Source organism: uncultured Tateyamaria sp. (assembly GCF_947494755.1).
Taxonomy (GTDB): domain Bacteria; phylum Pseudomonadota; class Alphaproteobacteria; order Rhodobacterales; family Rhodobacteraceae; genus Tateyamaria.
Genome location: NZ_CANLVZ010000007.1, coordinates 1 through 15,175, shown reverse-complemented (window position 1 = coordinate 15,175; position 15,175 = coordinate 1). Strand labels below are relative to the sequence as shown.

The window sequence follows — 15,175 nt, the reverse complement described above, 5'->3', positions numbered from 1 at the left end:
TCGAAAATCATCGAAATGATTGCGCTTGATGGGGCAACGCTTTAGCTGGGCGTCATGCCTGTCGCCTCTGACATCCGTGCCTGCACCATTTGCGCTGATCGCTTTGCGGCGACGGAAACCGGGCATGCGCCCCGGCCCGTTGTCTGGTTCAACCAAGGCGCGCGTATCCTTGTGGCGGGGCAAGCCCCCGGCGCGCGGGTTCATGAAAGCGGGCGGCCTTTCACCGATCCTTCGGGGGATCGTCTACGGGACTGGATGGGCGTGGACGCGGCAACGTTTTATGATCGTGACAAGCTGGCCATCGTGCCCATGGCGTTCTGCTTTCCGGGCTATGACGCCAAAGGCTCCGACCGTCCGCCGCCGCGCATCTGCGCCAAGACATGGCGTCATGCGGTGATGGATGAGGTTGGCGATGTCCCTCTCGTCCTGCTGATCGGAGGCTACGCGCAAAGCTGGCATTTGGGCACAAAAACAAATGTGACCGACACTGTGGCCGCCTGGCGCGACCATGCGCCCCGGGCCTTTCCCTTGCCTCATCCCTCATGGCGCAATACCGGTTGGATCAGGAAAAATCCGTGGTTCGAGGCCGAGGTCCTGCCCGCCCTGCGCGCCCGCGTTCAAGAGGTCCTTGCATGACAGACACTCCGCTTGATCTTGCGCATGCCACCATGCAGGCCACGCCAGAAGATGACACCGCGCGCCTGCGGTTCTTTGAACGGCTCGGGGATGCGGAGCTCTTCCTGCTGCTTGAGGCCGAGGCGGAGGGGGATCAGATCACCCCGCAGGTGTTTGACCCGGGTTCCGGTGCAATCGTCCTGGCCTTTGACCGTGAAGAGCGATTAGCGGCGTTCGTGGGCGGGCCTGCACCCTATGCCGCGCTGTCGGGGCGGGTGATTGCGGAACTGCTGAGCGCGCAAGACATCGGGCTGGGTCTGAACCTTGATGTGGCTCCGTCCTCTTTCCTGCTGGATGCGGACGGGGTGCGCTGGCTGGCGATCACATTGGGCCATGGTCCGGACGAGGTTGAGGCGCGGCTGGCCGAAGTCTCTGCCCCGGCCGGATTGCCTGATGCGTTGATTGCGGCGCTCGATACGAAACTGGCCACCGCGACGGGGCTGGCCCAGATGGCCTATCTTGTGGGCACCACGGATAGGGAGGGCAAACGGGGACATTTGCTGGCGGTCGTCGGGGCCGCACCGGGCGCGGAAACTGCATTGGCACGGGCCGCATCCGAGGCGCTGACCTTTTCGGGGATCGAAGCAGGTGCGATGGATGTCGGGTTTTTCGATGCGCGCGATCCGGTGACGGAACGGTTTGCGCGGGTGGGTTTGCGCTTTGATCTGCCCCAACCGGCCCCTGCACGCGCGCCCGAAACGGTGGCCCCCGGATCGGACCCCGACCGCCCCCCGCGGCTGCGCTAAGCCAGCAGGCCCCGATCACGCCTGAATTGCGCGCGGTCACAACGGCGCGAGGCAGCCTGCAATGATAGACTCGCACCCCTTATTGTCTCATCATCGCCAAGGTAGGAGACGCCTTGCGCCCCACCGAGCTGTTAAAAGGACGATCCTGATGTTGAACCGCTTCACCCTGACCATCGCCGCCGCTGCCAGCGCGCTGACCCTCGCCACATCCGCCTTTGCCGGGGATCAGTACATCGACGAGACCGGATTTGCGGTATCGGGCTATGACGTGGTGGCCTATTTCAGTCTGGATCAGGCGCCTGTGGGTCAGTCCCAACCCGCCGCCGTGCCGGGCAAGGCGGACATCACAGCCGATTACAACGGCTCGACTTTCGCCTTCTCGACCGAGGAAAACCGCGATCTGTTTGTGGCTGATCCGGCCAAATACGCGCCCCAATATGATGGGCACTGCGCCTATGGCGTTGCCCAGGGCGGCAAGGTCCCGGCCAATCCCGAATTGTGGCGCATCGTGGATGGCAAGCTGTACCTGAACATTACGCAGAACGTCGTCGGCTTCTGGGAAGCGGACATTCCCGGCAACCTCGACAAGTCCGAAAACAACTGGGTGTCACTGGAACCGGGCCCAGCCTCGAACCGCACCGTGCCTCAGTTCACAAGCGAGGCACCAAAGTCCTGATATGACAGCTGAGAACAACACCGAAAAACCCTCGGGGGCCAGGCACATGACGCGCCGGGCCTTTGGGCTTGGCGCAGGTGCCTTGATTGTGGGCGGGGCCGTGTTTGCCTCGCGCTGGTACAACATCTCGGCGCAAGCCGGGGTCGAGGGGACGTTGAGCACGCCGGATGCGCACAGTGCTGCGGTGTCGGGCGATATCGTGCTGATCGACATTCGCCGTCCGGATGAGTGGGAAACAACCGGCGTGGGCGAAGGGGCGATCCCCATCGATATGCGCCGCGATGACTTCACCGACGCTTTGCTGGTGGAGACGGCAGGGCGTACCGATACACCCGTCGCACTGATCTGTGCCCGTGGGGTGCGGTCCCGCCGCATGTCGCGCCAGCTCAGCGAGGCCGGGTTCACCACCATCATCGACGTGCCCGAAGGGATGCTCGGCTCGGGCGCTGGTCCTGGCTGGTTGAAGCGCGGCCTGCCCACTGTGACGTGGGCCGCTGAATGATCCGAGCGGTCGCGGCAGGCGCGCTCTGTGCCGCAAGCGCGACCTTGGCAGTGGCAGATTGTGGCCCCACCGCTGGCCCCTGCGAAATCGAAAGCGGCACTTACCATATTGTCTTGCCCGACGCCGCCCCGCGCGGCGCGATCATGTTCCTGCACGGCTTTGGCGGCAGCGGATCGGGGTCGGTCCGTCACGGCTGGGTCACGGATGCCCTGGCCGCCGGATATGCCGTCGTCGCCCCAGACGGTACCTTGCGCGACAGCGGCAATGGACGGCGCTGGTGGTTCCACCCCGACTGGCCCGCCGAACGGGACGAAGTCGCCTTTCTGACGGCTGTGCGCGATGATGTGGCAGAGCGGTTTGATATCAATGGCACCCAGATGGTGCTGGGCGGCTTTTCCATCGGCGCGACCATGGCGCATTATGTGGCCTGCGCCGCGCCTGACACATTCGCGGCCTATGTGCCGGTCAGTGGGGCCTTCTGGCGGCCTGACCCACAAAGTTGCGCAGGCCCTGTTCGCCTATTGCACACCCATGGCTGGGAAGACACTACCGTGCCTATCGAGGGGCGGGTTGTGCGCGGAGAAGATGTGAATGACCCGGCAGCCTGGGTGCAGGGTGACGTGTTTTATGCCATGTCGCTTTGGCGCGAGACGAACGGCTGCGTGCAACTGCGCGGGGACCGTTTCGATGTGTCCGATGCGTTCTGGGTCCGGTCATGGGATCGCTGCGCACCCGGCACGGCGCTGGAACTGGCGCTTTACCCCGGCGGTCATACGGTGCCCGATGGTTGGGCCAAGCTGATGCTCGACTGGCTGGACGGCTTGCAGCCACTTCCGAACTAGGCGCGGATCATTCCGCAGGCAGGTTTGCCGCTTCGATCCGGGCGCGCATATCTGCGCGGGCCGCGCGCGCATTGCCCACGATTGTGGGTTCGCGCAAGGTCAGCGGATTGTCGAGGCGCCAAGGCAGGCCCGCAACACTGCGCGCACTCAGCGCGGACAGGGGCACGGCCAGTACGAGGCTCGCCATGATCGGCACCAGCCACCATGACACAAGGCCCGCGATCAGCCCGGCCAGCAGCAACAGGCCCACGACCGTTTCGACCCAGTGGAACGCCAGCAATGTGCGCAGCGGATAGGCGCGCCCACCGCGTTGCTGCGGCTGCCAACCCGCGCCGCGCCCGAAGATGGCGCGCAGAACGGCACGCGTCTGCTGTATCATCATGATCGGCGCGTAGGCGATGGAGAGTGCCAGTTCGAGCAGGACCGCCCCCGCAAAGGCGCGCCGCCCGCCAAAGAGCTTCACCGCCTTGGCATGGGTGGCAATGACGATCCCGCTGGTCAGCTTGGGGGTCAGCAGCATCACATACATCACCACCAGAAAGATCGCGCTGTCGATATGGGTCATGGCCGGGGGCCAATTCGGGAAAAGCGGGTTCGCTTCATTAAAATAGGAGATGACATTGGTGTTTTCATCGCGCCCCAGAAGCGCCCAGAACACCAGCAGCACGAACCAGGCGGGCGACATCAGGTAGGCCGCAGCGCCTTGAAACAGGTGGAACCGGCTGACCGGGTGCAGCCCACGCGTTGTCAGCAGGCGCAGGTGTTGTAGGTTGCCCCGGCACCAGCGTTGGTCGCGCACCACATAGTCGATCAGCGTGCCGGGCGTTTCCTCGAAACTGCCCGCCATGCGCGGCAGGAAGCGGACGCGCCAGCCAGAGCGACGCAGCAGGGATGCTTCGACAAAATCATGGCTCAGGATCAGATCGGTGCGCCCGGTGAGGCTGCGCAGATGCGGCAATCCGGCCGAGGAGGCAAATGCGCGCGTGCGGATGATCGCATTGTGACCCCAATAGTTGCCCTCGGTGCGCGCCCAATGCGCCAGCCCTTCGGCCAGCAGCCAGCCATAGGCGACGTTGGAAAACTGCTGCATGCGGGCAAACAATGTGTCGGCACCGATAAGTTGCGGAAAGCTCTGGATCAGGCCCGCCTTGGGGTCAGCGGCCAGCTCACAAGCGAGGCGATCAATGGCGCGGCCCGTCATCAGGCTGTCGGCGTCCAGCACCACCATCGCCTCGTAATCGGCACCCCACCCGGTAATCCAGTCGAGCAGATTGCCCACTTTTTTGTCGGTATTGTCCGCGCGACGGCGGTAGTGAACGGCGATAGGCGCACTGGCCTGCAGGCTGGTGAAAGCCTGCCATTCCTGCATCGCGATCTCGTCATCCTGCGTGTCGCTGAGCACGAACAGGGTATAGCGGTGCCCGCCGCGCTGGCGCGTCAGGTCCTGCAACATGGCGGCGGCATTGCCGAACACATCCCAAGGGGTTTCATTGTAGATCGGCACCAACAGCGCCACGTCGAGCGGCGCGGCCTCTGGCGGCTTTTTCGCGGTATCAAAACGACCGGCCAAGCCGACACCCACAGTGGAGACGGCCAACGTAACCCACACAAAGGTCATGCCGATCAGCGTCAGCAGCACATATTCGAGCGTGGTCATACCGGCGGTCGCAAACAATCCATGCAACGCCCAGATCATCAGGCCGGTCAGGATCAACGCAGGCAGGAAAACGGCGATCCGCCAGATCGGGTCTGGGACGTCCGTGCCGGGCATGTCCAACGCGGGGGCCACGCCGAAATCCTGTGCAGGCATGGCCAAAGGCGCACGCGGGGGCATGGCATGGGGACGGTTCAAGATTTGGTCCACCGATAAAGCCACACTTCGCTCAGCGCTTCGCCGTCAAGACGCAGTTGCGCCCGGAATTCTGCCCATGTGGCGTCACCCGGCATGAAGGTAAAGGCCAGGCGCGGACCGCCCGTTGCCGGGTTGCGCTGAATGATGCCTTCGGTCACTTCACCTGCTGAGCTGCGCACCAGGCGGTCAAGCCGCGACAGATCCTCGGGCACGTGATCGGCATTTTCGAAATCTATGGCAAAGATGCGCCCGCCTTCGGGGCGGCCGCCCGCAGCGGTATTGGTAACGCGCAAGGGCATGGCGGTGCGCGGCGCGGGGTCCTCGCCCCAGTCAAGGCGGTAGGTCATGCGATGTGACTGACCCGCCTCGATATCCGCCGAGGGGCGCCAATAGGCGACAATATTGTCGTAAATCTCGAGGTCGGCAGGGATTTCGACCAGTTGCACATTGCCCCGCCCCCAGCCTTCGCCGGGCGTGACCCACAGACCGGGGCGGCGATGATAAAGCGCCTCGAGGTCGTTGAAATGCTCGAAATTGCGGGCTCGCTGCATCAGGCCAAAGCCGCGCGGGTCGGTGTCGCCAAAGGCACTGATCTGCAAGGTCAGCGGGTTGGCAAGCGGCCGCCAGATCACCTCGCCCGCGCCATTGTGGATCATCAGCCCGTCGCTGTCATAGACGGCGGGGCGGAAGTCATCGAAACGCTGCCGATCCGTGTCATCAAACAGGAACATCGATGTCAGCGGCGCGATGCCCACATGGGTGAGGGTTTTGCGCGCAAAGATCTCGACCTCGACCTGCATGGTGAGGGGCTGGCCCGGTGTGATCTCGAACCGGTAGGCACCGGTGCACGAGGGGCCATCAAGGAGGGCGTGCAGCACGATTGTGGTGGTCCCATCCTCGGGGCGTTCCAGCCAGAACCGGGTGAAGTCCGGAAATTCCTCTCCCATCGGATCGCCGGTTTTCAGCGCAAGGCCGCGTGCGGACAACCCGTAGATGTCGCCCGTGCCAATGCCCCGGAAATAGCTGGCACCCTGAAAGACCGCGTATTCCTCGTAGATGCCGGGCTGGCGCAACTCGGCGCGCAGGCGCAGACCGCTGTAGCCAAGCGTGTCGTCGATTGGCACGTTCGGGAACTTGTCGGTGGTGTCAAAGACGTTCAGATCGAACAACATGGGCCGGGCCTGACCGTCCTCGACCACATAGGTTTTGATCGCCTGCGGAAAATACAGACCCGGCGGGAACACATCGACCCGCTGCGGGGCGTCGGACCCTTCCCACAGCGCATTGCGGGAATCGAACCAGATCTTGCGATATTGGTCGTAGGTCAGGTTGCGCCATTCCTCGGGGATGAGGGGGCGGGGTTCGTAGTCGCGCGTTGCCATCTCGCGCGCCATGTCGGCCACGTCGCTGGCGCTGAACGGCGTGCGCGCGCCCAGTTGCAGACCGGGCTCACCGTCTTGTGCCCACGACGCGCGCGGGGCAGCGGCAAGCGCCGCAAGGCTGGCAAGAAATTCCCGTCGCAACATCAGGCGGGCACCTTTTTCCACGGATTGCTTTTGAACCATCCTGCTAGGTAGGCTGTCAGGATCAACACGCAAGCGCCCCCAAGGTTCACCAGCAAAACCGTGCCGGTCTCGCGGCCCAGGACGTCCATGGCAAAGCCCATCAGGCGCGCAGTAAACATCGACACCACGAAGACGGCGAGGGATTGCTGACCGACCTTGAGGATGATCTGCAACAGCCGACCCCATGCGCGGCCAAGGGCGGAGGTGCCTGCCCGAATGCGGTTGCCCTTGTCGCCCGCCAGCACCCACATGAGGTAGGCAAGCGCGAGGAATTGCACAAAGCGCAGAATGCCAAAGTCGGATTTGGTGATCCAGGCGCGGTTCTCGATCCGCCACTCGCGCGCCCACTCGAACCCGAACTCGCGCACGCCGATATTGGAGAGCGGCACATTCGCCAGCACTATCACCAGCGCAATCCCGATGAGCAAGGGGGTGACAGGCGGTTTGGGAATCCAGCCGCGCATGAACGCGAAGCCGGTGAAAAAGATCAACTGCCAGCCGAAGGGATTGAAGAACCACTCGCGTTGGGTTCCGTCGTCTTTCACCCAGGGCTCGGCGATGAAATTGAAATGGGGCAGGCCGAGCATGTTCGTCAGCGCCTCCTGACCCATCAGCCATACGACACCGATAAAGCCCGCCACGAGGCCAAGATGGATGCGAGACAGCCACATGATGATTGGCATCATCAGCAGGATCACCATGTACATCGGTAGAATGTCAAAATAGTTGGGCACATATTGCAGGGTCACAAAGCTGAACCAGATGTCGGCATTGGCCCAACGTTCGCTTTCCACAAATAACGGCCACAGGTTCAGCTGGCCCCAATAGTTGCGGGTGCCCAACTCGGAATCGGTGAGAAAAACGACCAGCGCAACGGTCGCCATGAACAGGCCCACATGCGCCCAATAGACTTGCCAGACCCGAAAGCCGACGCGCGCCGTGCCCATGCGCCAGCCTGCGCGGTCAAAGGTGGTGCCAAAGGCGATGGCGCTAGCCATACCCGAACAGAACACAAAGATTTCGGTCGCGTCGGAAAACCCCCACCGCGCCGGGATCCATGACGTCAGAAAGTTGCCCGGGGTGTGGGCGATCAGGATGATGAACATCGCGATGCCACGGAAAAAATCCAGACGAATATCACGCACCCGCGCCGGATTGGCGGGTGTCGCAGCCGCTGGGGCCGCGCTCGCTTGGGTGGGGTCGGCAAATGTCATGGCCGCTTTCTCGTCTTCTTTAACCGGTCGGTCGAGGGGCGCGCGCTTATTGCGCCGGGATGCGCCGCTCTTCGCTGATGGTGGCAAGGCGGGTTGCGGCAAAGCGATCAACCGCACCGTTACGCCGCGCAATGCGATCTTCGATCAGCGCCTCGGTGGCGTCCACCATACCGGCACGCAGGCCCGCGTCGATTGTCATGCGCTCGAACACATCGCGTTGAGCGTGGCTGCCGCCAATGGTCTGCATCGTGGGGCGTGCCGCGACGAGGTTCTGGAAGGCGGCGTCATAGCGCCCCTCGGCAAAGGCGTTGAGGCCCGCAAGCGCGGCCTTGCCTGGATCAGCGACCCGCGTCGGCATTTCGCCTTGGCGTGTTGCATCCAGCGCAAAGCGGGCGGCCAGCGCGGATTGCGCATCGTCGCGTCCCGCCGCGCCAAGGGCGAGTTGATAGTGCAGATCGGCAAAGACGACGCATCCATCATCGGTGCGGTGTTGCGCGAAATCGGCCAGTTCAGTCCAGCGGTTGCCGACATCTATGCCCTCAAGCTCGAGCCGCATCAGCAGCGACGTGGCATTGGCGATGTCGCGATAGTCGTCGGTTTTTTCGGACCGGATTTTGTCATCATAAAGCGCCAGAACGATGTCATTCTCGCCCCGGTCAAGGTGCAGCAGCGCCTTGTGCCACCACACATGGTAGCGGAAGTTGTTGCAATGATCCCAGGCGGAGACGTTGTTTTCAATCAATGAGATCCCGCGATCAGGGCGCGCCGTCATGTCATAGACGTGGGCCACGGCGTGCAAACCCCACGCATCATCGCCTGCCAGTTGCAGGCCGCGCAGGCCCGTTGCTTCGGCGGCGGCATACTCGCCGGTCTCTTCCAGAGTGAAGGCGTGACATCCCAGCACATAACCTTCGAGCGCGTGGCCCTTGTGGGCCTCCAGCACATTCTCGATCGAGGCGCGCATGCCCACACCATCACCAAGAATGAAGCGGATCGCGTGGCTGACCTTCGCCGAGAGCGTATCCGTGGGATGGTCGGCCAACACACGCTCCATCGCGGCAATCGCGCCAGAGGGACGGCCTGCAAGCCATTCGCCCAATGCGCGCACCCAAAGGCGCTCACGGGTACTGCCACCCGCCACGGCCAGCGCAGCTACAGCCGCCTGCCCAGCCTCGTGCGCGACAGCATTCAATTCCTTGCGCCCCATCATCAGGGAAAACAGACCCTTGGCCGCATGCCCCATCGCGAACTGCGGCGCGCCTGACAGCACGGCACCCAAATGGTTTGGCGTTGCGGTCCCATGCGCCAAAAACGCGCGGATCAATCCATTCCACTCTGCCAGCAGGGCGGGGTCATCCAGACTGACCGGGGATTGGCAAATATCGTGCATCATGAGTGCGGTACCTCTTACCGTATGCGTGTCATGTTGGGTTTATAGCATCTAAGCGGAAATGGCAGAGAATGCCGGGGGAAAACACGCAACCGTGAAGCGTATATGCTGCGCCGTGAGTAAAATGTCAGCATGAGGCCCCGAAAACGGCGGATTCCAGCCAAAGCGCTTGGATTGCTATGTAATTTATTAATCGACGTCAGTTTTGAGGCTGGCGAGAACCGCGTCTGTGTCCTGTCCGAACCGGGGCGGCGGGCGGCGATATTGCACTGGTGTCGCCGAAAATTTCAGCGGATTCGCCAGCAAGCGGAGATGCCCGTCCGCCACATCATCGCGGGCGACCTGCACCACGGTGCCCCGCGCCTGCGCCTGATCCGAGCCAAGCGCCTCGGCAATATCATGGATCGGCCCGCCGGGCACTTTGGCCGCGCGCAGCCGGTTCAGAACGTCGTCTTTTATCAGCCCGCGCAGCACGTTTGCCAGCGCCTCGGTCAATGCGACCCGGTTTTCTATGCGCAGCAGGTTTGTGGTAAACCGTTCGTCCTTGCCCAGCTCAGCCGCATCAATCGCGTCACAGAACCGCACGAATTGCGCATCATTGCCCACTGCGATCAGGATATGCCCGTCGCTGCAGGCAAACGCGTCATAGGGCACGATGTTGGAGTGCGCATTGCCGCGCCGCTCGGGCACTTGCCCGCTGGTCAGGAAATTGCACCCTTCGTTGATCAGCCACGCCATTTGCGCGTCTACCAGCGACAGGTCGATATGCTGGCCTTGCCCGGTTGCATCGCGGTGACGCAGGGCTGCCAGAATGCCGATGGTCGCATACATCCCGCACATCACATCTGCGATGCCCACGCCCACCTTCATGGGCGCGCCGTCCGGCTCTCCGGTCAGGGACATGATCCCGCCATAGCCTTGGGCCATCAGATCATATCCGGGCTGCGCGCGGTTCGGTCCGGTCTGTCCAAAGCCGGAAATCGAGCAATAGACGAGTTCGGGATGCGCCTTGAGCAGCGTTTCGTGATCCAAACCGTATTTGACCAAACCGTCGGGTTTGTAATTCTCGATCACCACATCGGCCCGCGCGGCCAGTTGGCGCACAATGTCTTGGCCTTCAGGCGTTGAGATATCGACCGCGATGGATTGCTTGTTGCGATTGGCCGACATGAAGTAGGCCGACAGGTCGGTGGCTTTCCCGTTCGCATCGCGGGCATAGTTCGGCCCCCACCCACGCGTGTCATCCCCACCCGTCTTGGGGTTTTCGACCTTGATCACGGTCGCACCCAGATCCCCCAGCATTTGCGTTGCCGTCGGTCCGGCCAGAATGCGGCTGAGGTCGAGGACATAGAGCCCGTCCAATGCGCCCGGCGTGTCAGATGCGTCCGTCATAGGCCCCTCGTTCGATCACGGCTGCGATAACCGTAAAGGTATCGCTGTTTTGGGCGGCATCCAGTGCGGTTTTCAATTCGGCCCGCGAGCTGACGGTGTGGCCTGCCCCGCCAAAGGCCTTGCCCATGGCCGCAAAGTCATGCTTGGCAAAGTCCACGCCTGCGTTGGTCAGTTGCCGCTGGCGCTGTTTCAATTCGATCAGCGACAGGGACGCATCGACAAAGACGACAAAGATCGTTTTCAGACCCAGCTCCGCCGCCGTGGACAACTCACCCGCGACCATCAGGAAGCCGGCATCGCCGGAAAAGCTGACGACGGGGCGGTCAGGTTCAACCACCTGCGCACCCATGGCCAATGGAATGGCACAGCCCATCGTACACAGGGCCGAGGATTGCATGAGGCCGCGTGGCTCATAGCATTCCCACATATGGCTCAGCAAAATGCGATGCGCGCCACTGTCAGCGGTCGCCAATGTGTCGCGCGGCAGAACGTTGCGGCAGGTGTCGATAACTGCGGCAGGCCCCCACGCGTCATCACGCGGGAACGCGTCAGCCAGATCGCATTTGACGGCGGCGATCTCTCCGCTGGTCCAAGTATCACGCGGTGCGACCTCGTTGGACATGGCGATCAGCGTGGCCGCGCAATCGCCCACGATATTGGTTGTGGCCTGATGCATGTAGTGGTGGTTCGGCTCGGCGGTGATGTCGATCATCTCCTGAATGCCGGGGAAGTAGAAATCGCGCCAGCCGGTGCGCATCTCGATGGGATCATAGCCAAGCCCGATGATCAGATCGGCGCGTTGGACCATTGGCAGCAACACCTTGTCCGCCTTGGGTGACAGACCCGCCCCCCCAAGGGCCAGCGGGTGATCCTCCGGCAGCAACCCCTTGGCCTTGTAGGTGGTGAGTACGGGCACGTTGAATGTTTCGACAAAGGTGCGCAGCGTGTCCGACATATCCGCGCGGTGCCCGTCAAAGCCCTGGTTCAGCGCGTCCACGCCCACGATCAGGATGGGCCGCTCGGCGCGGGCGAGGCTCGCGCGCATCGCCTCAAGCGTTGTCGGGTCTGGGATCAAAGGCGCGGCAACCGCCCGTCGCGCCGGAATGTCGGGGGTGACAGGCGTAACAGCCACCGTGATGGGCACGTCGATATGGACAGGGCCCGGACGCCCCTCAAGCGCGATGCCAACTGCCTTGTCCGCGATCACCCGCGCCGCCCCGGTGTTGAGCGTAAAGGTCGCCTTGGTGATGGGGCGGAATACCTGGGTTTGGTCGAGCACCTGATGGGTATAGGTCTGGGCCTCATCCGCATCCACGCAGCCGGACAACACGATCAGCGGCACCCGATCCTGATGGGCGTTGGCCACCGCATTCACGCCATTGAGCGCACCAGGCCCGACAGTGGCCACAAGAATACCGGGCGCACCCGTGCGATGCCACGCCCCCTCGGCCATGAAGGCGGCTGCATTTTCGTGTTTGCACAGGATGAACCGGATGCCTGCCCGTTCCAGCGCGTCCACAAGTGTCAGCACCTCGCCCCCCGGCATCCCAAAGGCCAGACGACAGCCCGCATCATACAAACGTGCGGCCACAACATCGGCAGCGCGCGGCGGGGAAGGGGGCAAGTCTCTCATTTGGTGGTCTTTCTCGTCAGGTTGGCGCGTCGCGCCTTCCTGTCATGGGTCGACCTCGCGTACAACTCACACCTGCGTTGAGCATTGTTTCAGCGCCCCCTTGACCTCTGCGGTCCGCGCCGCCTTATGTGAAGGGGTATGGGCGACACAACACTCCGTTTCGATATCACAGGATTGCACTGCGCCTCGTGCGTAGGCCGCGCAGAAGAGGCGTTGGCCAAGGTTCCGGGTGCGCGAGATGTACGGGTCAATCTGGCCGATCGCAGCGCACGCATGAGCGGCGGCGACCCCGGTGCGGCGATCAGCGCGCTGTCCCGCGCAGGGTATGAGGCACGGGTGACCACCACACTGCTTGCCATTCCCGCCATGTCTTGCGCGTCATGCGTGGCCCGCATCGAGGCGGCGGCCAAGTCCGTGCCGGGGGTGCTGAATGTCAGCGCACAATTGCCGACCCAAAACCTGCTGGTCGAAATTTTGGGCGATCCTGGGCCGGTCAAGGAGGCCCTCGCCGCAGCGGGATACCCCGCCTCCGCGCCCCAGACTGACACGCCACCCGACCCGGCCCGCCCGCTCTTGCAGCGCTTTTTGTTGGCGGCAGTTTTGACCCTGCCCGTGTTTGTGCTCGAGATGGGCAGTCACGCCATCCCGGCCATGCACCACTGGATCATGCGCAGCATCGGAACCCAGACGAGCCATCTGATCCAGCTGGCCCTGACCGCCCTTGTGCTGATGGGACCGGGGGCCGGGTTTTTTCGGCGCGGCATCCCCGGTCTGCTGCGCGCCCGCCCGGATATGGACGCGCTTGTCGCTTTGGGGGCAGGGGCGGCCTTTGGATTCTCCGCATTTGCGGTATTGATGCCCACGCTGCTACCCCCCTCGGGCGTCTATTTCGAAGCGGCAGCGGTCATCGTCACCCTGATACTGCTGGGCCGTTGGCTCGAGGCACGGGCCAAGGGGCGCACGGGCGATGCAGTGCGACGACTGCTTGAGTTGCGCCCCGACACGGCCGAGGTCGAGCGCAATGGCTCCTTTGCCCATGTGCCCTTTGACGAGGTACAGGTCGGGGACGTAGTGCGGGTGCGCCCGGGCGGGCGCTTCGCGGTCGATGGCGTCGTGGTGTCAGGCACCACTCATGTGGATGAGGCAATGCTGACGGGCGAGCCCATCCCCGTTCTGAAACAGCAAGGCGATGAGGTCAGCGCGGGCACGTTGACCACAACCGGCACCCTGACATTTCGCGCAACCCGCGTGGGGCGCGACACTGTGCTGGCGCGGATCACGGCCCTGACGCAGGCCGCCCAGGCCGCGCGGCTGCCGGTCGAGGCGCTGGTCAACCGGATCACCGCATGGTTTGTGCCGGTCGTCCTGTTGATCGCGGCGGTGACCTTTGTGACCTGGTGGGCCGTGTCGGGCCTTGGCCCTGCGGTTGTTGCGGGCGTATCGGTGCTGATCATCGCCTGTCCCTGCGCCATGGGGCTCGCCACGCCGATGTCTATCATGGTTGGCACAGGCCGCGCCGCCGAACTGGGCGTGCTGTTCCACAAAGGTGCTGCACTTCAGCAATTGCAGAACACCCGTGTAATCGCCTTCGACAAGACCGGGACGCTGACTGTGGGCGCGCCCGTGGTGACAGATGTGGCAGGCCACGTTGATCGCGACATCTTGCTGGCCCGCGCCGCCGCGGTCGAAAGGCACTCCGAACACCCGCTTGGCCGGGCCATCGTGGCCGCAGCACCCGAGGTGGCGCAGGACGTCAGCGATTTCAACGCCACGCCGGGGCACGGCGCACAGGCGCGAGTGGGCGGTAAACACGTGATCGTGGGCAATCAGGATATGCTCAGCGCCCATAATGTCCCAGTCGAACCTGAATGGACCGCTGAGGGGACAAGATGGGCGCGCCAAGGCAGGACATGCGTGCACATCGCCATTGACGGGGCACATCTCGGGGTGATCGCCATCAGCGACCAAATCCGCGAAGGCAGTGCCAAGGTGGTCGCGGATCTGCAGGCCACAGGACGGACCGTCGCGATGATCTCGGGCGATAGTGAACAGACCGCACAGTACGTCGGCAGCGGCTTGGGGATCAGGGATATCGTGGCAGGGGTGAGGCCGTACGGAAAGGTCGCCGCCATCGCAGAGCTGCGCGCGGCACATGGCGCAGTCGCCTTCGTCGGCGATGGGATCAATGACGCCCCCGCACTGGCTGCATCCGAGGTCGGGCTGGCGGTCAACGGGGCAAGCGACGTGGCGATCGAGGCGGCGGACGTGGTGCTGATGTCACCGGAACCCGGTGCAGTCCTGCGCGCCGTGCGGATCAGCACGGCAACACTGCGCAACATCAAGCAAAACCTCGTCTGGGCGTTTGGCTACAATGTGCTGCTGATCCCGGTGGCGGCAGGGGTGCTTGTGCCTTTCGGCGGACCACAGCTTTCGCCGGCACTGGCGGCGCTGGCGATGGCGCTCTCGTCTGTCTTCGTGGTCACGAATGCACTCAGGCTGCGCAAGGCAGGCACACCCTAACCCTTCCTTTCGCCCAAAATACCTTGGGGGAGACGCGAACAGCGTCGGGGGCAAAGCCCCCTTAATATCGCGTGGCGCAGCCTCTTTCAGATTGACCTGCTCCCCTGAAAAGTCCGGCATTTAGAGTTAGCCTGTTCTCCAACTGAGGAGACAGACGATGAAGAGAAG

At 63.3% G+C, this 15,175-nt stretch carries 12 protein-coding genes; 6 read left to right on the top strand and 6 right to left on the bottom strand.

What is annotated here, in order from left to right:
* Positions 1-54 precede the first annotated feature (54 nt).
* The 5 genes from Q0908_RS10270 to Q0908_RS10250 all read left to right on the top strand — a co-directional run bounded on the left by Q0908_RS10270 (position 55) and on the right by Q0908_RS10250 (position 3,441).
* A complete protein-coding gene (locus tag Q0908_RS10270) occupies positions 55-636 on the top strand; it encodes a uracil-DNA glycosylase family protein (RefSeq protein WP_299283664.1) in 582 nt (193 codons plus the stop codon).
* Complete coding sequence (locus Q0908_RS10265; protein WP_299283662.1) at positions 633-1,421, top strand: SseB family protein; 789 nt, start codon at positions 633-635, stop codon at positions 1,419-1,421. The genes Q0908_RS10270 and Q0908_RS10265 overlap by 4 nt, the downstream gene beginning before the upstream one ends.
* Positions 1,422-1,569: 148 nt before the next feature.
* Entirely contained in the window at positions 1,570-2,097 is a 528-nt protein-coding gene (locus tag Q0908_RS10260) for a YHS domain-containing (seleno)protein (RefSeq protein WP_299283660.1), read from the top strand.
* 1 nt (position 2,098) lies between these two features.
* Positions 2,099-2,599: a rhodanese-like domain-containing protein gene (locus tag Q0908_RS10255; protein WP_299283658.1), complete on the top strand. Its 501-nt coding sequence runs from the start codon at positions 2,099-2,101 to the stop codon at positions 2,597-2,599.
* Positions 2,596-3,441: an alpha/beta fold hydrolase gene (locus Q0908_RS10250; protein WP_299283656.1), complete on the top strand. Its 846-nt coding sequence runs from the start codon at positions 2,596-2,598 to the stop codon at positions 3,439-3,441. The genes Q0908_RS10255 and Q0908_RS10250 overlap by 4 nt, the downstream gene beginning before the upstream one ends.
* 7 nt (positions 3,442-3,448) lie before the next feature.
* Here the strand turns inward: Q0908_RS10250 and mdoH are convergent, their stop codons facing one another.
* The 6 genes from mdoH to Q0908_RS10220 all read right to left on the bottom strand — a co-directional run bounded on the left by mdoH (position 3,449) and on the right by Q0908_RS10220 (position 12,487).
* Entirely contained in the window at positions 3,449-5,293 is a 1,845-nt protein-coding gene (gene mdoH / locus Q0908_RS10245) for a glucans biosynthesis glucosyltransferase MdoH (protein WP_299283654.1), read from the bottom strand.
* Entirely contained in the window at positions 5,290-6,819 is a 1,530-nt protein-coding gene (locus Q0908_RS10240) for a glucan biosynthesis protein G (protein WP_299283651.1), read from the bottom strand. Before Q0908_RS10240 ends, mdoH begins: the two co-directional genes overlap by 4 nt.
* On the bottom strand, positions 6,819-8,072 hold the full coding sequence (locus Q0908_RS10235; protein ID WP_299283650.1) for an OpgC family protein: 1,254 nt from the start codon (positions 8,070-8,072) through the stop codon (positions 6,819-6,821). The genes Q0908_RS10240 and Q0908_RS10235 overlap by 1 nt, the downstream gene beginning before the upstream one ends.
* Positions 8,073-8,118: 46 nt before the next feature.
* Complete coding sequence (locus Q0908_RS10230; protein WP_299283648.1) at positions 8,119-9,465, bottom strand: tetratricopeptide repeat protein; 1,347 nt, start codon at positions 9,463-9,465, stop codon at positions 8,119-8,121.
* A 186-nt stretch (positions 9,466-9,651) separates the two neighbouring features.
* On the bottom strand, positions 9,652-10,854 hold the full coding sequence (locus Q0908_RS10225) for a CoA transferase (protein WP_299283646.1): 1,203 nt from the start codon (positions 10,852-10,854) through the stop codon (positions 9,652-9,654).
* Positions 10,838-12,487, bottom strand: a complete 1,650-nt coding sequence (locus Q0908_RS10220) for a thiamine pyrophosphate-binding protein (protein ID WP_299283644.1) — start codon at positions 12,485-12,487, stop codon at positions 10,838-10,840. Before Q0908_RS10220 ends, Q0908_RS10225 begins: the two co-directional genes overlap by 17 nt.
* A gap of 138 nt (positions 12,488-12,625) precedes the next feature.
* On the opposite strand from Q0908_RS10220, the gene Q0908_RS10215 reads away from it, so the two are divergent.
* Positions 12,626-15,007 (top strand): heavy metal translocating P-type ATPase, encoded by a 2,382-nt coding sequence (locus Q0908_RS10215; RefSeq protein WP_299283642.1) that lies wholly within the window; start codon positions 12,626-12,628, stop codon positions 15,005-15,007.
* Positions 15,008-15,175: the final 168 nt, after the last annotated feature.